Source organism: Methylobacterium sp. 142-1Y (assembly GCF_057747795.1).
The window spans coordinates 1,742,125-1,764,224 of sequence record NZ_CM173224.1; the positions used below are offsets into that span (position 1 = coordinate 1,742,125).

18 protein-coding genes are annotated in these 22,100 nt (G+C 70.3%); 1 reads left to right on the plus strand and 17 read right to left on the minus strand.

What is annotated here, in order from left to right:
- The first annotated feature begins 209 nt into the window (after positions 1 to 209).
- The gene (locus AC3AOF_RS08020) at positions 210 to 2,198 is read left to right on the plus strand and encodes a methyl-accepting chemotaxis protein (protein WP_488348170.1); all 1,989 of its coding nucleotides are present in this window, start codon (positions 210 to 212) and stop codon (positions 2,196 to 2,198) included.
- 228 nt (positions 2,199 to 2,426) lie between these two features.
- Here the strand turns inward: AC3AOF_RS08020 and AC3AOF_RS08025 are convergent, their stop codons facing one another.
- The 17 genes from AC3AOF_RS08025 to AC3AOF_RS08105 form a co-directional block, all read right to left on the minus strand.
- Positions 2,427 to 2,675, minus strand: a complete 249-nt coding sequence (locus AC3AOF_RS08025) for a DUF6894 family protein (protein ID WP_236991265.1) — start codon at positions 2,673 to 2,675, stop codon at positions 2,427 to 2,429.
- Between the two features lie 139 nt (positions 2,676 to 2,814).
- On the minus strand, positions 2,815 to 4,350 hold the full coding sequence (locus tag AC3AOF_RS08030; protein ID WP_236991264.1) for an ATP-binding cassette domain-containing protein: 1,536 nt from the start codon (positions 4,348 to 4,350) through the stop codon (positions 2,815 to 2,817).
- Between the two features lie 40 nt (positions 4,351 to 4,390).
- Complete coding sequence (locus AC3AOF_RS08035; RefSeq protein WP_488348171.1) at positions 4,391 to 5,317, minus strand: branched-chain amino acid ABC transporter permease; 927 nt, start codon at positions 5,315 to 5,317, stop codon at positions 4,391 to 4,393.
- A gap of 33 nt (positions 5,318 to 5,350) precedes the next feature.
- Positions 5,351 to 6,226, minus strand: a complete 876-nt coding sequence (locus tag AC3AOF_RS08040) for a branched-chain amino acid ABC transporter permease (protein WP_236991262.1) — start codon at positions 6,224 to 6,226, stop codon at positions 5,351 to 5,353.
- A gap of 352 nt (positions 6,227 to 6,578) precedes the next feature.
- Positions 6,579 to 7,844 (minus strand): ABC transporter substrate-binding protein, encoded by a 1,266-nt coding sequence (locus tag AC3AOF_RS08045; RefSeq protein ID WP_236991261.1) that lies wholly within the window; start codon positions 7,842 to 7,844, stop codon positions 6,579 to 6,581.
- A 152-nt stretch (positions 7,845 to 7,996) separates the two neighbouring features.
- On the minus strand, positions 7,997 to 8,605 hold the full coding sequence (leuD, locus tag AC3AOF_RS08050; RefSeq protein ID WP_488348172.1) for a 3-isopropylmalate dehydratase small subunit: 609 nt from the start codon (positions 8,603 to 8,605) through the stop codon (positions 7,997 to 7,999).
- 1 nt (position 8,606) lies between these two features.
- Positions 8,607 to 10,013: a 3-isopropylmalate dehydratase large subunit gene (gene leuC, locus AC3AOF_RS08055; RefSeq protein WP_488348173.1), complete on the minus strand. Its 1,407-nt coding sequence runs from the start codon at positions 10,011 to 10,013 to the stop codon at positions 8,607 to 8,609.
- A gap of 428 nt (positions 10,014 to 10,441) precedes the next feature.
- On the minus strand, positions 10,442 to 11,836 hold the full coding sequence (locus AC3AOF_RS08060) for an FAD-dependent oxidoreductase (RefSeq protein ID WP_488348174.1): 1,395 nt from the start codon (positions 11,834 to 11,836) through the stop codon (positions 10,442 to 10,444).
- Positions 11,833 to 12,444, minus strand: coding sequence for a cysteine hydrolase family protein (locus AC3AOF_RS08065; RefSeq protein ID WP_488348175.1), 612 nt, complete (start codon positions 12,442 to 12,444; stop codon positions 11,833 to 11,835). The genes AC3AOF_RS08060 and AC3AOF_RS08065 overlap by 4 nt, the downstream gene beginning before the upstream one ends.
- On the minus strand, positions 12,441 to 14,507 hold the full coding sequence (locus tag AC3AOF_RS08070) for a hydantoinase/oxoprolinase family protein (protein WP_488348176.1): 2,067 nt from the start codon (positions 14,505 to 14,507) through the stop codon (positions 12,441 to 12,443). Before AC3AOF_RS08070 ends, AC3AOF_RS08065 begins: the two co-directional genes overlap by 4 nt.
- Positions 14,504 to 16,189 (minus strand): hydantoinase B/oxoprolinase family protein, encoded by a 1,686-nt coding sequence (locus AC3AOF_RS08075; protein ID WP_488348177.1) that lies wholly within the window; start codon positions 16,187 to 16,189, stop codon positions 14,504 to 14,506. The genes AC3AOF_RS08070 and AC3AOF_RS08075 overlap by 4 nt, the downstream gene beginning before the upstream one ends.
- Entirely contained in the window at positions 16,186 to 17,052 is an 867-nt protein-coding gene (locus AC3AOF_RS08080) for an isocitrate lyase/PEP mutase family protein (RefSeq protein ID WP_488348178.1), read from the minus strand. The genes AC3AOF_RS08075 and AC3AOF_RS08080 overlap by 4 nt, the downstream gene beginning before the upstream one ends.
- A 353-nt stretch (positions 17,053 to 17,405) precedes the next feature.
- Entirely contained in the window at positions 17,406 to 18,800 is a 1,395-nt protein-coding gene (locus AC3AOF_RS08085) for an MmgE/PrpD family protein (RefSeq protein ID WP_488348179.1), read from the minus strand.
- A 1-nt stretch (position 18,801) separates the two neighbouring features.
- Entirely contained in the window at positions 18,802 to 19,503 is a 702-nt protein-coding gene (locus AC3AOF_RS08090) for an ABC transporter ATP-binding protein (protein WP_488348180.1), read from the minus strand.
- On the minus strand, positions 19,496 to 20,257 hold the full coding sequence (locus AC3AOF_RS08095) for an ABC transporter ATP-binding protein (RefSeq protein WP_236991251.1): 762 nt from the start codon (positions 20,255 to 20,257) through the stop codon (positions 19,496 to 19,498). The genes AC3AOF_RS08090 and AC3AOF_RS08095 overlap by 8 nt, the downstream gene beginning before the upstream one ends.
- 4 nt (positions 20,258 to 20,261) lie before the next feature.
- Positions 20,262 to 21,230: a branched-chain amino acid ABC transporter permease gene (locus AC3AOF_RS08100; RefSeq protein WP_488348181.1), complete on the minus strand. Its 969-nt coding sequence runs from the start codon at positions 21,228 to 21,230 to the stop codon at positions 20,262 to 20,264.
- On the minus strand, positions 21,227 to 22,099 hold the full coding sequence (locus AC3AOF_RS08105; RefSeq protein WP_236991249.1) for a branched-chain amino acid ABC transporter permease: 873 nt from the start codon (positions 22,097 to 22,099) through the stop codon (positions 21,227 to 21,229). The genes AC3AOF_RS08100 and AC3AOF_RS08105 overlap by 4 nt, the downstream gene beginning before the upstream one ends.
- Between the last annotated feature and the right edge of the window lies 1 nt (position 22,100).

Below are 22,100 nucleotides of genomic sequence, written 5' to 3' on the forward strand. Positions count from 1 at the left end.
CCCGATTCGACGCAAACCGCCCTGTCGATGCGTCGTCCTTGTCCATCGCGCGAGAGCCGTCCACCTGACTGTCGTTCCATGGTCCGATCGCTCGGCCGTCCAATAATCTTTCGGTCCGAAAGGCGAAAAAGCGTTCATTTTAAGTGTGCCTTAGCGGAGTGCATCCAACCTTGCCGGCAGAGCGGGCCTCGAGCGGGACGGCGGGTGCGATGCGGATGTCGGTCAAGGGCGGGCGCCTGGCGCGGCTGTCGATCAAGGCGCGGATCTTCGCGGGCTTCGGCGTGGTGCTGGCCACCACCGTCGGTGTCGCGGTGTCCGGCTACCTGCTGGTGACGCAGGTGAGCTCGGACTTCGCCGATTACCAGCAGAACCGCGCCAAGGCCGAGCATGTCCGCTCCGTCGACATGGCGATGTTGCAGGCGCGCTTCGAGCTCAGCCGCTGGCTCCAGCGCTTCGACCCGGCGGTTCTCAAGGCCGCCCGCGACCTCCTCGACAAATCCGTCGGCCTGATCGAACGCGGTCCTGCGGTCGGGCTGTCGGGCGACGAGCTTGCGACGAGCGCCGTGATCGCCAAGGCCCTGCGGACCTACGGCGACGAATACGCCATCCTGGCCCGGATCAAGGGCGAGGAGACCGCCCTCCTGAGCCAGGAGATCGACCAGGCCGGCGAGCAGATCGCTGCGGTCCTGTCGCAGAAACGCACCCGCGCCTTCGAGTCCGGCGACATCGACCAGGCCCGCATGCTGAACGCTGCCGTCGAGGCGTTCCAGTCCGCCCGCGACCAGACGGTGCAGCTGAAGGTGACGGGGGACCCCAAATTCATCGCGGCGGCAGGCCAGTCCGCGGCGGCGAGCCAGGCCAAGGTGCAGGCGAATTCCGACCTCGCGGCGAAGCTGACCGCCTGGCGCGGGGCGCTCGATCGCGCCTCGGCTCTCTCGGCCGAGTGGGGACGGCATCTGAAGCTGTCCCGGGCGGCCCGCGACGAATCGATGAAGGCCTCCGAATCCTTGCTGGCGGTAGTGGCCCGCGACGGGTTGGACGCCGAGCGGGACTTCGCCCGCGGCGTCAAGGAGGGGACGACCGCCTTTCTCGCCAAGGCGGCCGGCATCGTGCTCCTCGGGATCGTGATCTCGCTGCTGCTCGCCCGCTCGATCACCGCGCCGCTCCAGCGCCTTTCGGGCGCCATGGCGGCCCTCGGCGGCGGCGCCCGGTCGATCGACGTGCCGGATACCGGCCGGGCCGACGAGATCGGCGCGATGGCCCGCACCGTGGCCTTGTTCCGCGACGGCCTGGTCGATTCCGAGCACCGCGACGCGATCCAGCGCCGGGATACCGACGCCAAGATGGCGCGGGCGCGCCACCTGGAGGCCCTGACCCGGGGCTTCGAGGGCAAGGTCTCGGCGCTGATCGCGACCCTGACCGCGGCGGCGGGCCAAATGGAGGGGGCGGCGCACAACCTCTCGACCTCGGCCGCCGAATCCTCGAGCCTGTCGGCGGGGGTCGCGGAGGCGGCGAGCCAGACCTCGGCCAATGTCGGCGGCGTCGCGAGCGCCACGGACGAGCTCTCCGCCAGCATCGAGGAGATCGTGCGCCAGGTCGCCCATTCCTCGGTCATCGCCGGCCGGGCCGATGCGGAGGCCGCCCGCACCGAGGCGACGATCCGGGCGCTCGCCGCCGGGGCGCAGCAGATCGGCGACGTGGTCCAGCTCATCACCAGCATCGCCGGGCGCACCAACCTGCTTGCGCTCAACGCCACGATCGAGGCGGCGCGGGCCGGCGAGGCGGGACGGGGCTTCGCGGTGGTGGCCGCCGAGGTCAAGGATCTCGCCACCCGCACGGCGCGCGCGACCGACGAGATCGCCGGCCAGATCGGCGGCATCCAGGCCCAGACCGTCGAGGCGGTGCGGGCGATCGAGGCGATCGGCGGCACGATCCGCGACATGAACGCCATCGCCACCGGCGTCGCGACGGCGATGGAGCGCCAGAGCGCCGCCACCGGCGAGATCGCCCGCAACGTCCAGCACGCCGCCCACAGCACGCAAGTCGTTTCCGGCCACATCGACGCGGTGCAGCAGGGCGCCGACCGCACCGGCGGCACCGCGGATCAGGTGCTGCACGCCGCCCGGGACCTGGCGCGTCAGGCCGCGATCCTGGAGCGCGAGATCGGCGGGTTCGTGACGGAGATCAAGGCGGCGTGATGCTGGCGCCGGTGTCGTTTGTGCTGGCGTCTCACGGTCGAGTGCATTCCCCTCCCCACAAGGGGGAGGGGAGGCGCGCTACCTTTAAAGGGGACATCATTCAGGCCGAGATGTGTGTAAATGCGATAGCCCGTGTTGGGAGAGGGAATCCCGCGCTCGATTGGATGAGGGTTCTTCAATCGGACACTTTTCGGCGGAGAGACAGGCGCCGCCGATCCTCGAACGACCCTACGCCTGCAACCTCGGAATCGCATCCGCGAACCGGGCGATCGGCAGGAAGAGGCTGAAGCGGCGCTCCTTGTCCTCGACGTGGATGATCGCCTCCTTCCACTCGGGCTCGCGGCAAGCGCGGCGTTTCAGCAGCACCGCGATATGAGCCGAACAGGTGATGATCTCGTGCGGCTCCTCAAGCTCGACGCCGCGCGTGTCCCGGATGAGACGGCTGCCGACCTGGAAGTGAAAGTAGTAGCAGGACATGCCGCTCTCTCCTGGGGTGGCTGTCCTGCCCGATTACGACTCCTCCTCTCCGGCCGCCTTAACCCGAGTCAAGGGTTTTGGGCGTTTTCCGATTTCCTCGTCTCCGGCCGCGCTTGAGGTGATCGTCGATGATCGGTGCCTACAGGTAGCCGCTGCCGGCCTCCGCCGCGAAGCGGTCGGGCGGGCCCTCCCAGACGATGCGGGCATGCTCCAGCACGTAGACCCGGTCGGCATGGGGCAGCGCGAAGGTGACGTTCTGCTCGCCGAGCAGCACGGTGATCGGCGTGGTCTGGCGCAGGCGCTCCAACGCCTTGGAGAGCTGTTCCAGGATCACCGGCGCGAGGCCCAGCGTCGGCTCGTCGAGGATCAGGAGGCGCGGCTTCATCATCAGGGCACGGGCGATGGTGAGCATCTGCTGCTCGCCCCCTGACAGCGTGCGGGCCATCTGGCCGCCGCGGCTCTTGAGGATCGGGAACAGTTCGAACAGCCAGTCGAGCTGGCGCGCGCTCTCCGCCTTGGGCAGGTGCTGGCCGCCGAGATCGAGGTTTTCGCGCACGCTCATCTCGCCGAACAGCTCGCGGGTCTCCGGCACCTGCACGATGCCGCCCCGCGCAATGCTCGCCGGCGTGCGCTTCGCCAGCGGCTCGCCGGCGAAGCCGATCTGCCCGGAATAGGGAACGAGGCCCGAGATGGCGTTGAACAGGGTGGTCTTGCCGGCGCCGTTGAGGCCGACCACCGAGACGAACTCGCCCTCGTGGACGTGGAGGCCGACGCCGCGCAGGGCCTGAGCCTTGCCGTAGAGCACGTCGAGCCCCTCGACCTTCAGCAGAGGTGCGCCGGAGAAATTGGCTTCGGGCCGCGCCGCGGTCTCGATGCTGCCGCCGAGATAGACCCGGCGCACGGTCTCGTTGCGCATCACCTCGGCGGCACTTCCCTCGGCGACGCGCTCGCCGAGATACATCGCGAAGACCCGGTCGACGAGGGCCGATACGCTCTTCACGTTGTGGTCGACGAGGAGCACCGCCTTGCCCTCGTCGCGAAAACCGCGGATCAGGGCGGAGAAATCCGCCACCTCGCCGGAGGTGAGACCGGCGAAGGGTTCGTCGACCAGCACCACCTTGGGATCGCGGGCGATCGCCTTGGCGAGTTCCATCCGGCGCAGGTCGGCGAAGGGCAGGGTGCCGGGGCGGCGGTCCATCACGCTGCCCAGACCCACCCGCTCGGCGATGGCCCGGGCGCGTGTCTCGACGCTCGCATCGGCGAAGAGCCGGATCAGGCTGTCGGGCAGGAGCGCGAGCTTGATGTTCTCCAGCACCGTCTGCCGGTGCAGCGGCCGCGAATGCTGGAAGACGAGGCCGATGCCGGCCCGCGCCACCCGGTGCGAGGGCCAGCCGGCGATCTCGGTGCCGTCGAGCCTGATGCTGCCGGCATTCGGGCGTTCCAGCCCCATGATGAGCTTCATCACCGTGGACTTGCCCGAGCCGTTCGGCCCGATCAGCCCGACGATCTCGCCGGCCCGCACGGAAAAGCCGATCGATTTCGCCGCGACGAGGCCGCCATAGCGCTTGGTCAGCCCTTCGACCGCGAGCAGCGGCGGGGCACCGTCGGCCGCGGAACGCGGGGCGGAGGGCAGGGGGGAAGGCAAGGTGGAGGCAGTGAGGCCGGCCGCACTCATGGACGCAAACCTTGTCGGACACCAGAGGAGGGGCGGGGCATCAGGCGCGCTGGCCTTGCCGGGTGAGGATCCCGAGGAGGCCCGACGGCACGAACAGGATCACCGCGAGCGCCGCGGCCGAGACCACGAAGGTCGAGAGCGAGCCGAGAGGCCGCAGCAATTCGCCGGCGGCGATCAGGAACACCGCGCCGAGCACGCCGCCGACGATGGTACGCCGCCCGCCGAGCACCGCCCCGATGATGACCTGGACGCCGACCGAGACGTCGACCAGCGTGCCGACCGACGCGGTGCCCATGTAGAAGACGAACAACGCACCGGCGAGGCCGGAGAACACTGCGCTGACGCAGAACGCCGCGAGCTTGTGCTTGGCGACGTTGAAGCCGAGCGCGCCGGCCTCGACCGGGTCCTGCCCGCTCGCCTGGAGGATCAGCCCGACCGGCGAGACCGCGATGGCGTAGAGGATGAGCCCGCTCACCCCCATGAAGCCGAGCGCGATCCAATAATTGGTGGCGGCGTCGATGCTGATGACGTCCGGTACCGTCAGGCCGATCTCGCCGCCGGTGGTGTCGGCGAAGACGACGATCAGGTTCTGCAGGATCAGCACCGCCACGACGGTGGTGAGGCCGAAATACGGGCCCCGCACCCTGAGCGCCGGCAGCGCCAGGACGAGACCGCCGATCACCGCCGCGACGGTACCGGCCAAGAGGCAGAGCGGGATGCCGACGCCGTGGCCGTTGAGGATGCCGGCGGTGTAGGCCCCTAAGCCGATCAGGAAGGTCGGGCCGAAATTGACCTCGCCGGCAAAGCCGAACAGCAGGTCCCAGGCCATCGAGAACACGCCGAAGTAATACGCGACGGTGAGGAGCCCGAGGATGTAGCCCGAGACCCAGAGCGGCAGCACGCTGGCGAGCGCGAGGCCGATCAGGCAGAGCCAGAACAACGGATTGCGAACGGTCTTGGCGAGCATGGGGCCTCTATTCGATAAGAGTGCAGCCAGGCGTCAGCGGCGCCCGAGCAGGCCCTGCGGGCGGACATACATCACGGCGACGAGCAGCAGGAGCGCGGGAATCGTCCGGTAGGCCGGGGAGACGAGATAGGCGGTCAGCGTCTCGAGATAGCCGACGACGTAGGCCGCGATCAGCGAGCCCGAGACGCTGCCCAATCCCCCCAGCACCACGATCGAGAAGGCGCTGGCGGTGAGCGGGCCGACGCTGTAGCTCGACACGCCGAGGAACTGGCCGAGCAGCACACCGGCGATGCCGGCGAGCACGCCGTAGATGAGCCAGATCGCCACGTAGATCTTCGACAGCTCGAAGCCGAGAAGCGTCACGCCTCGGGGATTCATCGAGGCCGCGAGCAGCACCTTGCCGGTGCGGGTGCGATTGACCAGCAGCCACAAGAGCCCGATCGTCGCCCAGCACACCACCGCCGTGAAGACCTGGTTCCACGGCGTGCGCACGCCCGCGATGGTCACCACGCCCTCGACGATCGGCATCACCGTCTTGGCGTTGCTGGTGAACAGGTAGGCGATGAATTCCTGGATCATGATGCCCCAGAGCAGCGTGCCGGTGAGGATGAAGATCTCCTTTTCCTCCGGCGGGATCGCCCGGGACTTGTCGATCGGGCGCACCACGACGCCGTAGGTGGCGAGCGTGAGCCCGGTGCAGACGACGATGCCGGTCGCCGCCCCCGCATAGGCGCCGAGGCCGAATTCGCTGGAGGCCGCCCAGGCCACCACCGCGGCGGTGACCATCAGCGCCCCGTGCGAGAGGTTGAGCACGCCCGAGACGCCGAAGATGAGGGTGAAGCCGGTGGCGCCGAGCGCGTAGAGCGCCGAGATGGCGAAGCCGTCGATGAGGATCTGGATCGCGGTCATGGGGCTCGCGGGGAAGAGGAGGGGGCGAGGCGCGCCACTCCCGAGCGGGCTGACGCATCCACACATCGCCGGATGAAGCGCAGGTCTTCTCCTCTCCCCGCGGGCGGGGAGAGGGCTGCGTCACCGTTCAGGTGATGCAGCAAGCGGAGGCGCAGCCGCAGCGAGGGTGAGGGGGTCTCGACGAGTGAGACTCTTTCGGAAAAACCCCCTCACCCTCGGCTGCCGCATCGCTGTGCTCCCTGAACGGGAGCACAGCCCTCTCCCCGCCTGCGGGGAGAGGGGAGATGCGCACGACCCGGTGCGGGAAACGAAAAGCTCAGGCGGAGAGGGTATCCGGCACTCGGCAGGTCTCTCAGTTCGCCGCCGTCCCGGCCTTCACGAAGCTCGGGAACGTAATCTTCCCGTTGGCGACATTCTGCGGCCAGATCGCCAGTTGCTTGCCGTCCTGCCACTGCATCATCATGCCCGACACGAGGCCGGGGCCGTACTTGATCGAGTGGGTGAACTCGTCGTCCTTGCCGTAGAACTGGATGCGCCCGAGGGTGCCTTCCCAGTCGGTCTTCTCGAGCGCGTCGACGAGCTTGTCGGGATCGGTCGAGCCGGCCCGCTTCACCGCATCGGCGATGTAGTAGACCTCGTCATAGGCCGTGTAGCCGGCGTATCCCGGGTAGCTGCCGTACTTGGCCTTGAAGGCTTCCGCGAAGGGCGCGGTCTTCGGGGTCACGTTGGTGCCGGGGGCGGCGAACATCTCGAACAGCACGCCTTCCGTGGCGCCGTTCGTCTCCTTCCAGAAGGTGGCGTTCGTCGCCTGCGAGGCGATGCCGATCATCGGGATCGGCACCTGCTGGCTGCGCCACTGTACCGTCGGCTGCACGCCGACATGCGAGATGCCGGTGACGATCACGTCGGGCTTGGCGCCCTCGATGCGGCTGAAGATCGGGTTGAAGTCGGTGGTGCTCGGCGAGAACCGGATGTGGTCGAGCACCTTCAGCCCTACCTTCGGCAGGCATTCCTTGTAGCCTTCGTCCAGCGGCTTGGTCCACGCCGCGTCCTCGCTCATGATGACGGCGGTCTTCATCTGCCGCCCCTCGACCAGGATCGCCTTGGCAGCGTCGCAGACGGCTTGGGACTGCGCCTTCGAGGTCAGGTAGCCGTGGAAGGAATACTTGTTGCGGGCGTAGTCCTTGTGGACGTTGAGCGGGATCTCGTTCGAGGCCGCGCCTGGCGTGATGAACGGCAGCTTCAGCCGGGCCGACCAGGGCTGGAGCGCCAGCACCACCTCGCTGATGTAGCTGGCGATGACCGCGTGGGCCTTGTCCTCGCTCGCCGCGCGCTGGAAGGCGCGGACCGAATCGGCGGCCGAGCTCTTGTTGTCGTATGCGATGATCTCGATCTTGCGCCCGTCCATCCCGCCCTTGGCGTTGATCTCGTCGGCGGCGAGCTGGGCAGCCTGCGGGATCGAGGCCCCGGCGATGGCCTGCGCCTCGGCAATCACCGCGATGCGGATCGGGTCCGCGGCCTGAACCGTCGAGAGCGAGGCATTGGCGGCCAACAGGATCGTTGAACCAAGCAACGCGCGGACGAGCCGCCGCCTGGCGACGGATGCGCATTCCAGCATGACGTTCCCTCTTCCGGCCGCTGTTCGATCGATGGCGTCGCGGCTCTGAGGGGGAGTGTAACGGCGATGGAATCGATCACAAGATGCTGATCGCGATCCGGGCCGGTGGGTCGGCGAGCCATCGCGTGAGCGCATGGCTGCCGACCTCGCGGTCACCCGAGGGCAGATGGCACCCGCCACGGCACCTCCGCCGCCGCCCTGGCTTCGTAGGCCGCGATGGCCTCGGCGTGTTCGAGGGTCAGCGCGACGTCGTCCAGGCCCTCGACGAGGCAGCGTTTCTTGAACGGGTCGATCTCGAACGGGATCGCGCTGCCGTCCGGATCGGTCACGGTCTGGGCCGGGAGGTCGACCGTCACGACGGCGCCGGGCGACGCCTTGAGCCGCGCGCGCAGGGCCGCCACCTTGTCCTCCGGCAGGGTCACGGTGAGGAGCCCGTTCTTGGCCGCGTTCGACGCGAAGATGTCGCCGAAGCTCGGGGCGATCACGCAGCGCAGGCCTGCATCGACCAGGGCGTAGACCGCACCCTCGCGCGACGAGCCGCAGCCGAAATTGCGGTCGGCGACCAGGATGCCGGCGCCCGCGTAGGGAGGGGCGTCGAGGGCGGCGGCCTCGCCGCGGCGGCGCTCGTCGTGGAACAGGAAATTCCCGTAGCCGGCGCTCCTCGGCTTCTTCAGGAAGCGGGCGGGCAGGATCTGGTCGGTGTCGATGTTCGCCACGTCGAGCGGCACCGCGACGGCCTGGAGGGTGGTGAAGGGCTGCATGTCAGCGGCTCCCGAGGCGGCGGATGTCGGTGAGCCGGCCGGTGACGGCGGCGGCCGCCGCCATGGCCGGGCTCATCAGGTGGGTGCGGGCATTCGGGCCCTGGCGGCCCGGGAAGTTGCGGTTGGTGGTCGAGGCGCAGCGCTCGCCCGCCGGTACGAGGTCGCCGTTGATGCCGACGCACATCGAGCAGCCCGGTTCGCCCCATTCGAGGCCCGCCGCGCGAAACACCTGGTCGAGCCCTTCGGCTTCCGCCTGGCGCCGCACCGGGCCGGAGCCCGGCACGACGAGACCCGGGACGAGCGCCGTCCGGCCGCGCAGCACGGTCGCGGCGGCGCGCAGGTCCTCGATCCGCGAGTTGGTGCAGGAGCCGATGAACACCCGGTCGATCGAGACCTCTTCCAGCGGCATGCCGGGGGTGAGGCCCATATAGTCGAGCATCGCCCGCATCTGCCCGGCCTTGGTGACATCCGGCTCCCGGCCCGGATCCGGCACCGCGGCGGTGACGGGAAGCGCGGTCTCGGGGCTGGTGCCCCAGGTCACGGTCGGGGCGATCGTGCTCGCGTCGAGCGTCACCTCGCGGTCGAACCGGGCGCCCTCGTCGCTCGGCAATTGCCGCCAGGCCGCCACCGCCTCGTCGAACAGCGCGCCCTTCGGGGCGTAGGGTCGGCCTTCGAGGAAGGCGAAGGTGGTGTCGTCCGGCGCGATCATGCCGGCTCGGGCGCCTGCCTCGATCGACATGTTGCAGATGGTGAGCCGCCCCTCCATCGACAGGCCGCGGATCGCGCTGCCGGCATATTCGAGCACGTGCCCGACCGCGCCGCCGGCCCCGATGACCGCGATGATCGCCAGGATCACGTCCTTGGCGGTGACGTGGGGCCCGACCACGCCGTTGATGGTGACGCGCAGGGTCTTGGGCCGCCGCTGCCACAGGGCTTGTGTCGCCAGCACATGCGCCACCTCCGTCGCCCCGATGCCGAAGCCGAGCGCCCCGAAGGCGCCGTGGGTCGAGGTGTGGGAATCGCCGCACACGATCGTGAGGCCCGGCAGCGTCAGGCCCTGCTCGGGGGCGAGCACGTGGACGATGCCCTGGGCGCGGTCGTCGAGGCCGAAATGCCGGATGCGGTGACGCCCGGCATTGTCGGCCAGCGTCGAGACCATGTTGGCGATCTCGGGGTCGGGGATCGGCCCCTGGCGGTCGCGGGAGGGGACGTAATGGTCGGCGACCGCGAAGGTCAGATCGGGACGCCGGATCTCCCGGCCGGCATGGTCGAGCATCCCGAAGGCGTGGAACGAGCCCTCGTGCAGCAGGTGCCGGTCGATGGCGAGCAAGGCCTGGCCGTCGGGGCGGGTCGCCATGACGTGGGCGTCCCAGACCTTGTCGAGGAGGGTGCGGGGTTGCGGGGTCATCGGGCGTCCTCCGCCGTGTTCATTGATGTGGGGGTAAGAGATGGGCGTTGGATGAGGTTCGGTGCTGGCGGTTGAGCGAGATGGGAAGCAAAGCTCGCATCTCGGTTAGAAGTTCTGTTTCCAGGCGAGGCACCTCCCGTCTCATCGCAGCAGAGCCGTCGGAAAAGGGAGAAGCGCGGTTTCCCCTCTCCCCGCGGGGCGGGGAGAGGGCCGTGTCACCGTTCAGGTGACGCGGCAAGCGGAGGCGTAGCCGGAGCGAGGGTGAGGGGGTATTTCAGGATGAGGCTCCTCCGGCAACACCCCCTCACCCTCGCCCTACGGGCTCGCCGCGCCCTCTGAACGAGGGCTCGGCCCTCTCCCCGCCCGCGGGGAGAGGAGGAAACCCGCGCTGAACTGGTCGAGAGGTGGTCGCAACTCGCAGCCACTCGTTATACTGTTGCCATCGACCCCGCCGTCTCCCCGGCGATGCGCCCGAGCGCCACGGCGGCCAAGAGCCCGTTGCCCGAGAGGTATCCCCCGGGCCCCGTCCCCGACACGCCGCAGGCGGCGCCCCCCGCCGCGAACAGGTTCGGGATCGGCGTGCCGTCTTGCGTCAGCACCCGCGCGTCGTGGTCGACCACGAGGCCGCCTTGCGTGTGAAACAGCGCCCCGGTCACCCGCACCGCCCGATAGGGTGCGGTCAGCGCCGGCACGCCGGCGAAGGAGCGCCCGAACCCGTCCCGGCCGCCCTCGCGCTTCAGCGCCTCGACCTCGGCCAACGTTTCGGCCAGGGCCGCTTCCGGCAGGTGCAGCCGCGCCGCCAGTTCGGCAACCGTGTCGGCCGCGACGATCGCCCCGGCGCTCTCGGCCCGGCGAAAATCCTCGAACTGGCGGGCGATGCCGGCGATACGCGCGTCGAACACCGTGACGGCCACGCCGCCGGGCTGGCGCAGAACCTCCGCCGCCTGCTCGGAATAGCCCTTGCTCTCGTTCGAGAACCGGCGTCCCTCCGCGTTCACCTGGAACCCGCCCTCGGTGATCGTGGCCCAGGTGATCAGGATGCCGTGCGGATGCGCCACCGAGCCGTGGCCCTGGTGGCCCGAGAGGTGGCGGGTGGCCGCCCCTAAGGCCTCGCCCCAGAGCAGCGCGTCGCCCTGGTTGCCCTCGTGGCCGAAATAGAGTGCGCCCGCCAGCTCCGGCACATGCTGCGCCACCAGGGCCTTGTTGCCGCCATAGCCGTTGCAGGCGAGCACCAGCGCCCGGCAGGCGACGCGCTCGCGTGAACCGTCGGGGCGCACGAGGCCGAAGCCGCGGATCGCGTCACCGTCCCGGTAGAGCGTGTCGACCGTGGCCTCGCACAGGATCGGGATGCCGGCCGCCTCGACGGCCCGCGCGAGGCGATCGACCAGTTCCTCGCCGGACCGGCTCGGCAGGCCGTGCATGCGGTTCGCCGAATGGCCCGGATAGCGGAAATCGGTGATGACCGAGAAGGGCAGGCCGTGCCGGTCGCTGAGCCATTCGAGGGCGGGGCCGACGGAGCCGGCAAGGCGCGCGACGAGGGCCGGGTCGGGCTCGTTCTTCGCCTTGGCCATGATGTCGGCGGAGAACAGATCCGGGTTGTCCTCGATCCCGGCCTCGCGCTGCCAGCGCGTGCCGGGGGCCGGGACCAGACCGGCCGAGAGGGCGGTCGAGCCGCGGGGCACGGGATCGCGCTCGATCACCAGCACCTCGGCCCCGGCCTCATGGGCGGCGAGCGCCGCCACCAGCCCGGCGGCGCCGGCACCGATCACCGCGACCGGAACGTCGATGTCGAAGGTGGTCCCTTCCGCGGATTCGACCCTCATGTCGACAGCTCCGTCACGATCTCCGCGACCGTCGCGACCCGGCAGACCGGCTTGAGGGCGTCGATCGCGGTCTGGTGCACGGAGGGCGAGAAGGCCGCGCAGGCATCCGACAGGACCGTGACCGAGAAGTCGCGGACATGGGCGTCGCGCACCGTCGAGGCGACGCCGCCATTGGTGACGATGCCCGACACGATCAGCCGCTCGATCCCCGCCTTGCGCAGGACCCATTCGAGCCGGGTCATGTAGAAGGCCGAATAGGCGACCTTCTCGACCGTGAGGTCGGCGGGCTGGAGTTCGTCCACCAGCGCGTGGCCCCAGGCGCCGGGCAGGAAGTCGCCCTTCCTGAGGAACGGCCGCAACTCGCGCAGGTGGGGCGAGATCATCGGCTCGCCGCCCTTGCCCGGCACCAGGGTGAAATGGGTCGAGACGATGAACCCGCCCCGTGCCCGGATCAGCTCGGCCAGCGGCCGGACCGTCGCGGGTACCGCGGCGATCTCGGGCGCCGACTGCCCGGCTCGGCCATAGGCACCGTCCGGGTGCAGGAAGTCGTTCTGCAAGTCGCAGATCAGGAGCGCCGTGCGCTCCATCGGGATCGAACCGTGGCTCATGCGGGCGCTCCCGTCCGGGTGACCACCACGTTGCCGAGCCGGTCGACCCGGGCCGTCAGGTCGGGATCGACCACGGTGGTGGCGTCGGGCTGCTCCAGGATCGCCGGGCCGGGGATCTCGGCGCCGATGGGCAGGGCGAGGCGGGCGTAGACGGAAGCTTCGTGCCAGGCGCCGGCAAACCAGACCGGCCGGCTGCCGAGGCGGGCCGAATCCAGCGAGGCATCCGGTCCCGGCGCGAGCGCGGCGAGATCGAAATGCGGACGCCGTCCGATCGCCGCGGTGCGCAGGTTGACGATCCGGGTGCCGAGACCCGGCAGCAGGCGGCTGAACGAGGTGCGATAGGCGGCCTCGAACGCCTCCTGGATGATCGCGGGGGTGATGCCGGTGGTGCCGTTCGCGACCGTCACGGGGAGCGCCACCGCCACGGTGTGGGTCTGGCCGACATAATGCATGTCGAGTTCGAACACCGTGTCGATCCGCGAGACGGTGAGGCCGGCGGCCTCGACGACCTCCCGCGCGGCCTCCGCTTCCGCCACCATCCGCCGGTCGAGGGCGGCGGCGTCGAGGCCGGCCAGCGACAGGTTCAGGGTCTGGACCTGGTCGTGGCGGATGTCGGCGATGACGCAGCCGAGCGCCGAGGTCACGCCCGGATAGCGCGGCACGAGAGCACCGCGCAGGCCCACATCCTTGATCAGCGCCCCGACATGCAGCGCACCGCCGCCGCCGAACGGCACCGCCGCGAACTTCTGCGGATCGTGGCCGCGCTCGATCGAGACGAGACGGATCGCGCCCGCCATCTTGCCGTCGGCCACCCGCACGATCGCTTCGGCCGCCGCCATCACGTCGAGGCCCAGGGGTGCTGCGACGTGCTCGTGGATCGCCGCCTTCGCCGCCTCGACATCGAGGCGCTTCAAGGCGCCGCCGATCGGCCGCTCGGCGTTGATGCGGCCGAGGACCACGTTGGCGTCGGTCAGCGTCGGGCGGGTATTGCCCTGGCCGTAGCAGACCGGGCCCGGCCGCGAGCCGGCGCTCTCCGGCCCGACCTGGAGCAGGCCGCCGGCATCGACATGGGCGATCGAGCCCCCGCCGGCGCCGATCGTGCTGATCTCGATCATCGGCGTGCGGATCACGAGGCCGAAATCGATCGTGGTCTGGGCGGCGAGCGCGGTCTCGCCCTCGACCACCAGCGACACGTCGAAGGAGGTGCCGCCGAGATCGCCCGTGATCACGTTCGGGAAGCTGGCCTCCTTGGCGATGGCGGCGGCCGCGATGACGCCGGCCGCCGGGCCCGAGAGGGCGGTGCGGACGGGGAGGCGCCGGGCGGTGGCGGTCGACATCACGCCGCCATTGGACTGCACGATGTGGAAGCGGCCGGAAAAACCCTCCGATTCCAGCGCCCGGTCGAGCTTGCCGAGATAGCTGCCGACGACGGGCTGGAGATAGGCGTTGAGCACCGTCGTCGAGGTGCGCTCGAACTCGCGGATCTCCGGCAGGATGCCGGACGAGCGCTCGACATTGGCGTTCGGCCACACGGCGGCGGCGGCCTCCAGCGCGATCCGCTCGTTCTCCGGGTTGGCGTAGGCGTTGACGAAGCAGATCGCCAGGGCCTCGGCGCCGTTCGCGATCAGTTCGCGGGCGGCCTCGACCACCTGATCCGGGTTCACCACCTCCCGGATCGTGCCGTCGGCGAGCGTGCGTTCGTCGACCTCGAGCCGCAGGTCGCGGTCGACCACCGGGACGAAATCGCCCCACAGGCCCCAGGTGTGGCGCCGGTCGCGGCGGCGCATCTCCAGCACGTCGCGAAACCCGCGGGTGGTGATGAGGCCGATCCGGGCGCCCTTGCGCTCCAGGAGCGCGTTGGTGCCCACCGTCGTGCCGTGGACGATCGAGGCGAGGCCGGCGACCTGGCCGAAGCCCTTCAGGCCGGCGAGGAAGCCGACCGCCTCGTCGCCGCGATTCGACGGGACCTTGCCGGTCTGGAAGCGGCCGGCGGCCTCGTCGTAGTAGAAGAGATCGGTGAAGGTGCCGCCGACATCGACGCCGACGATGGCACGGGGGGTCATTGCTCGTCTCCGGTCGTCAGGGCGTAGTCGCGGGCGGCGGCCTCCGGGCTCACGTAGCCGAGGCGCAGGTCGCGCTTCAGGGCCTCGCGGTTCCGCTCGGCCGGATGGCCGAAGCCGCCGCCGCCGGGGGTCTCGAGCCGCACCCGCTCGCCGGCCTTGATGCGAACATCCGTCACCTTCGAGACCATCGGCGGGCTCGCCCAGCCATCCGGCGTCTGCCAGGCGAAGCGGTTGAGCGCCGCGGAATGCCCGCCCTTGACGCCGAACGGCGCGACCTTGCCGCGCTCGCCGAGCAGGAACACGTCGGCATCGGTCAGGGTCTCGATCTCGTAGACCGCGCCCAAGCCGCCGCGATGGGCGCCGGCCCCGGCGCTGTCGGGGCGCAGGGACCACTGGGTGAAGACCACCGGATAGGCGGCTTCCAGGATCTCGACCGGCGGGATCGTCGCGGTCGAGATCGGGTTGTTGGCATGGCTCAGGCCGTCGGTCTCGGGGTTGCCCCCCAAGCCACCGCCGAAGAACGAGAACATCACCCAGCGCGAGCCGTCCGCCCGGTGGCCGGCGAGCGACAGCGCGTTGATGGTGCCGAAGGGCGCGGCGGTCGCCCGGTCCGGATCGGCTTCGGCCAGCGCGCCGAGCACCACGCCGATCAGCCGCAGGATCGTCTCGGTGTAGCCCGCCATCGGCTTCGGGGCGCCGGCACCGAGCAGGGTCGTTTCCGGCACCGTGAACGCGATCGGCCGCAGGCAGCCGGCATTGGCCGGCACCTCGGTGAAGACGTGCTTGAGCGCGACGTAGCAGGCGGCGACGGTCGTCGCGTGCGAGATGTTGATCGGCCCCTGCGCGGGCGCCGACGAGCGCGCGAAGTCCAGCGCCATCTCGTCGCCCGCGATCGTCAGGTCGAGGGCGATGGTCAGCGGCTCGTCGGTGATGCCGTCATTGTCGAGCACGTCCTCGAAGCTGTAGCGGCCGTCCGGCAGCGCCCGGATCGCGGCGCGCATCAGGGCCTCGGCCCGGTCGGAGAAGGCTGCGAAGGCGGCATCGACCGTGGCGTCGCCGTACTCGTCGAGGAGCGCGGTGAAGCGGCGCTCGCCGAGATCGAGGGCGTTGAGCTGGCCGTTGAGGTCGCCCCAGTTCGAGGTCGGTACGCGGGTGTTGGCGGCCAGGATGTCGACGATGTCCTGGTTCAGGCGCCCGGCGGAAAACAGCTTCACCGGTGGGAAGCGCACGCCCTCCTGGAAACTCTCCGTCGCCTTCGGGTTGTAGCCGCCCGGCACGTTGCCGCCGATATCGAGCCAGTGGCCGACCGAGGCGAGCCAGCAGAACAGCTTGCCGTCCCGAAAGACCGGGCGGACGAGGCGGAAATCGTTGAGGTGGGTGCCGCCGCTATAGGGATCGTTGAACAGGAAGGTGTCGCCGGGCTCCAACCCGCCCTCGCGCTCGACCTTGGCGATGACCGCCTTGACCGCGAAGGCCATGGCGCCGACGAAGATCGGCAGGCCCTTGGTGCCCTGGACCAGGGTGTCGCCGGTGGTGGCGTGGTAGAGGCCGTGGCAGGCGTCGCGGGCTTCCGCGATGATCGGATTGAAGGCCGAGCGGTAGAGCGTCGCGTCCATCTCGTCGGCGATCTGCTCCAGGCGGCCCTTCAGCACCGCCAGGGTGACGGGATCGATGGCAGTCATTGAGCGCTCCCCTCGTAGGCGCGGCCGCGGGCCAGCATCTCGGGCGTGCCGATGAGCGCGTTGAGCTCGCCGAAATCGAACATCCGGTCGGCGAACGGCGTGTTGGTGCCGGCCTTGGCCAGCGAGGCGTAGTAGGCCTGCGCGGTGCGGGCGAGCGCCCGGACGATGCCGCCGGGGAAGATCACCAGGCGAAAGCCCAAAGCCCCGAGATCGGCGGCCGAGGCCAGCGGCGTGTCGCCGCCCTCGACCATGTTGGCGAGCAGCGGCCGGGTGTGCCCGAGCGCCTTCGTGACCTCGGCGAGCTGGTTTGCCGAGCGCGGCGCCTCGACGAACAGCACGTCGGCGCCGGCCTCCGCATAGGCCCGGGCCCGCTCGATGGCCCGCTCGAAGCCCTCGACCGCCACCGCATCGGTACGGGCGACGATCAGGGTCTCGTCGCTGCGGCGGGCGTCGAGCGCCGCCTTGATCTTGCCGACCATCTCGCCCTGGCCGATCAAGGTCTTGTCCTGGAGGTGGCCGCAGCGCTTGGGGTAGCTCTGGTCCTCGAGCTGGATCGCGCTGGCGCCGGCCCGCTCGAACAGGCGCACGGTGCGCTCGACGTTGAGCGCGTTGCCGTAGCCGTTATCGGCATCGACCACGAGGGGCGTCGCCACCCGGTCGCGCACCAGCGTGATGGTCTCGGCGACCTCGCTCATCGAGACGAGGCCGATATCGGGCCGGCCGAGCCGCGTATAGGCGATGGCCGCACCCGAGAGGTACAGGGCCTCGAAGCCCGCATCCGTGGCGAGCGAGGCCGTGAGGGCGTCGTAGACGCCCGGAGCGACGAGGACGCGGTCCTCGGCGAGGCGGGACTTCAGGGACATGACGCGGGGTGTTCCTCGTTCGGTTTCATCGCGTTCGGGGTGCGCATCTCCCCTCTCCCCGCGGGCGGGGAGAGGGCTTCGATGACCTTGTCGTCATCGAAGCGAGGCGGCAGCCGAGGGTGAGGGGGTGTTTCCGGATGATGCTCTTCCGGCACCTCCCCCTCACCCTCGCTTCGGCTTCGCCTGCGCTCGTCGCTTGCACGACAAGGTGCAAGCGACCCTCTCCCCGCCCGCGGGGAGAGGAGAAATCCTGTGCTTTTCCGATGCGCGCCTGAGCTTGATCTTCTCGTCGCTCTTCTAGGCGTCCACACTCATATCTTTTGTGCTCAGCGGTGGTCTCTGCAAGGCGAAGCTCACGCCACCAGCGCCAGCAATGCCCCGACCCCCGCCGCCGTCTCGATCCCCGCCACCGCGCGGATGACCTCTTCGCTCCGCGCCGCCCCCCAGACCGGCCCGGCGAGCGCCCGGAACTTCTCCCGCACGTCGTCGGCCGAGTACGGATCCTCGGTGTCGCCGCGGTTGGTCAGCGCCTTGGCCGAGAGCTTGCGGCCGTCGGCCAGCGTCAGCGTGACCTTGGCCGGGCGCAGGGATGGCAGCTGCGCCGTCATGGTCGGGTCCTCCTGCACCATCACCCGGCGGGCCAGCGACAGGATGCGGCGGTCGGCCCGCGCCTCATCGCGAAAGGCGTCGGTGTCCGCCTCGCCGCGCACCAGGGCCGCCGCGAGGGCGAAGGGCAGGGAGAACTTCGCCGCCAGCATCGTCTCGGGCGCCGGATGGTCGAGCTGCGCCGCCCACACGTAAGTCGCGACCTCGACCGAGCGCACGGAATCCGGGTCGATCGGACCGGACTCGGCGCGGATCTGCGCCAGGGCGTCGAGGGCGCCGTGGGTGTAGCGGCAGGCGGCGTGGCGCTTGAAGTAGTTGCGGGCGATCTCCCAGCGGGTCCCCAGTTCCTCCACCATCGCCTCGGCGGAGAAATCGTCGGCGAGGATGCCGCCATAGACGGTGCCGATCCCGTCGCGCTCCGGCAGGAAGCCGCTCTCGGCGAGGTCCCAGGCGGTCAGCCCGAGCTGGTTGGAGAAGCCCGCATAGGTGTTGCGGACCGTCGCCCCCTCCAGCATCGTGCGCCGGCTGGTGCTCAAGCCCAGCGACGAGGCGAGGCCGATCGTCCGGCCGATCATCGCGGCATCGGCACGGAAGAGCTTGGCGACGGCGAGCGCCGCCCCGACCGTGCCCCAGGTGCCGTGCGGGTGCATTGTCACCCGCAACTTCGAGGCGATGCCGATCCGCGCGCCGATCTCGTAGCCGAGGACCAGCGCCGCGATCAGGTCGGCCCCCGAGGCGTTCACCTCTTGCGCGGCGGCGAGCGCCGCCGGGACGACGTGGATCGCCGGGTGGCCGCGGGCGTACTGATTGCCCTCGTCCAATTCCAGCGTTGTGCCGGCAGCGCCGTTGACGAGCGCCGCGTCGCGCGGATCGAGCGACAGGCCGCTGCCGATCGCCGGGGCCGGGCCTGAGCGGCGGGCGGCGAGCCGCTCGGCGAGCGCCCGGCATTCCGGCTCGCGCATCCCGGCGGCGATGACGCCGAGGCTGTCGAGAAGGACGAGGCGGGCGCGGTCGAGGGCCGGTTCCGGGATATCGGCGGGGGCGAGACCGGCCGCAAATGCCGTCCATTGCCCGAGCCAGGCGGGGGCTGGCTCGGCCAGCAGCGTGGTCGCCGGGACGATGCCGGGGGTGACGATGCCCATCTTACAACCCCAGATAGGTGCGGCGCAGGGCCGGATCGGCGGCGAGCGTCGCGGCGTCGCCTTCGAGCGCGACGGTGCCGTTCTCCAGGATGTAGGCGCGGGTCGCGAGATCGAGCGACTGCACCACGTTCTGCTCCACCAGCATGATCGGCAGGCCTTCCTGGTTGAGGGTACGGACGAGCGTGAACATCTCCTCGACGAGGAGCGGCGAGAGCCCGAGCGAGGGCTCGTCGAGGATGAGGAGGCGCGGCTCGGCCATCAGGCCGCGGCCGATGGCGAGCATCTGCTGCTCGCCGCCCGAGAGGGTGCCGGCGGCCTGGGCCGCCCGCTCGCGCAGGCGCGGGAAGGTGGCAAACACCCGCTCGATGTTCTGGGCCCGCCGCGCCCGGCCGCGGCGGTAGCTGCCGAGCACCAGGTTCTCGCGCACGCTCAGGTTCGGGAAGATCTTGCGGCCTTCCGGCACGTGGATCAGCCCGGCCTCGACGATGGCGGAGGCCGAGGCCGTGGTGATGGGCTTCCCGTCGAAGCGGATCTCGCCGGCCCGCGCCGAGACCACCCCGGACAGGACCTTGTTCAGCGTCGTCTTGCCGACGCCGTTGGCGCCGAGCACCGCGACGATCTCGCCCGTGCGCACCGTGAGATCGAGGCCGCGCAGGACCTCGGTGGCGCCGTAGCCGGCGCGAAGGCCTGCGATCTCAAGCATCGACCGCCTCGCCATTGACGGAGTCTTCGGCCTTCATCCGGGCGGCCGCGCCCTTGCCGAGATAGGCCTCGATCACCTGCGGGTCGGCGCAGACCTGCCGCGGCGGGCCCGACGCGATCATCCTGCCTTGCGCGAGCACGTAGACTTCCTCGCACAGGGTCATCACCGCCTGCATGATATGCTCGATCATCAGGATGGTGACGCCGCCGTCGCGGATGGCGCGCACGACGGGAAGGATGTCGCGGATCTCCGAGGGGTTCAGGCCCGCCAGCACCTCGTCGAGGAGGAGGAGCCGCGGCTCGGTGGCGAGCGCCCGAGCCACCTCCAGGCGCTTGCGCCCGGCCACCGTCAGGTCGGCGGCGGGCTTGTCGAGCTGGTCGCCGAGCCCCACACGGGTCCCGACCTCCCGGGCCTTCGCCACCGCGTCCGCCCGGCGCGGATGGCGCAGATAGGCGCCGACGGCGATATTCTCGGCGACGGTGAGCCCGGCGAAGGGCTGGACGATCTGGAAGGTGCGGGCGATGCCGCGGCGCGCCCGCAGGTGCGGCGCCTCCTCCGTCACGTCCTCGCCCTCGAACAGCACCCGGCCCTCGCTGGGGGCGAGGAAGCCGGAAATCATCCCGAACAGGGTGGTCTTGCCGGCGCCGTTGGGCCCGATGAGCCCGGTGATCGAGCCTGCCGGCACGGTGAGCGACGCGTGGTCGACCGCGACGAGGCCCTGGAAGCGCTTGGTGAGGGAATCGACGGCGAGCATCGGATCAGGCTCCCACCGGGACGGCGCGCGCCTTGCGCTTGCGGCGGCGCAGGCCGAGCAGCCCTTGCGGCGCGAAGGCGATGACGGCGATCAGGCAGGCGCCGAACACCACCAGATCGACCCCCGGAATGCCGCCGGCGAGGTGCTTGGTGAGTTCGCCGAGGCCTTGCAGCGCGAGAGCGCCCACGAGCGGCCCGAAGGCGGTGCCGATGCCGCCGACGATCGGCGCCAGCAGCGCCTCGACGGAGATCCAGGTGCCGTAGGCCACCCCGGCATCGAGGTAGAGGAAGTATTGCACGTAGAGCCCGCCGGCCGAAGCGGTGATCGCCGCCGAGAGCGCGATGGCGCGCAGCTTCACCGCGAGGGCATCGACGCCGAGCGCGCGCGCCGCCTCCTCGTTCTCGCGCACGGCGATCAGGTGGGCGCCGAAGCGCGAGCGCTCCAGCCAGCGCGAGGCGAGCAGCGCCAGGCCGACGACGGCGACGACTAGGAGGACGAAGAAGCGCCGATCGGTGAATTGCAGGGTCGCGAGGCCCGGCCGCAGGGGCAGGAGCAGCCCGGCCGCACCCCCGGTGAAGTCGGCGGCATTGGCCAGGATGCGGAACACCTCCGCGAAGGCAAGCGTCACGAGGGCGAAGTAGGAGCCGCGCAGGCCCGCCCGGAAGCTCAAATAGCCGATGGCGAGGCCGGTGAGCGCCCCGAGGCCGATGCCCGCCCCGAGCGCGGCCCAGGCGTTCCAGCCGAGCTTCATCTGGAGGATCGCGGTGGCGTAGGCACCGGTACCGAAGAAGGCGGCGTGGCCGAAGGAATATTGCCCGCCGAAGCCGCCGAGCACGTTCCAGCCCAATCCCGCGAGCGCGATGATGAGCGTGGTGACGAGGAAGTTGAGCAGGCTGCCCGACAGCCCGAGGAAGGGCAGGGCGGCGAGCACCACGAGGACGAGGAGGACGGGCAGGAGGTCGCGGGCGCTCATGCGCGGGCTCCGAACAGGCCGGTCGGGCGCACCAGCAGCACCAGGATGAAGATCAGGAAGATGCCGATCTGACCCAAGCTGTCGCCGAGCAGCAGGCCGGAAAAGCTCTCGACCACCCCGATGATCAGGCCGCCGACGAGCGCTCCGGCGATCGACCCCATGCCGCCGAGCACCACGATGGTGAAGGCGACCAGCACGAAGGCGGCACCCGAGCGCGGGTTGACGTAATAGGTCGGCATCAACAGGCAGGCGGCGACGGCGAGGCACGCGCAGCCGAGGCCGAAGGTGACGGCGTAGACGTGGTCGACCTCGATGCCGACGAGGCGGGCGCCGAGCTTTTCCCGCGCCACCGCCCGGATCGCCCGTCCGGTGTCGGTGCGGTTCAACAGCAGCCAGAGCAGGCCGGTCACCGCGAGCGAGGCGGCGAGTCCGATCACCCGCGGCGTCGAGAGCAGGAGCGGGCCGATCTCGATCACCTGGAGGGCGGCGTCGGAGTCGAGCGCGCGCGTGTCGGAGCGGAACAGGGCGAGCAGCCCGTTCTCCAGCACGATCGACAGGCCGAGCGTGACGAGGAGCACGTTGTTGTCGTTGCCGTGGCTCGCCGGGCCGATGACGAAACGCTGCAGGCCGTAGCCGAGGCCGAACATCAGCGGCACGATCGCGATCATCGCGACGTAGGGATCGACGTGGACCAGCGCGAAGGCGCCCCAGACCGCGAACATCGCGACGGTGAGGAGCGCCCCGTGCGCGAAGTTGATGATGTGCAGGACCCCGTAGACCAGGGTCAGCCCGAGGGCGATGAGGGCGTAGACCGCCCCCGTCATCAGGCCGTTGAGGGCTGCCTCGATCAGGATCTGGGGCGCGTACATC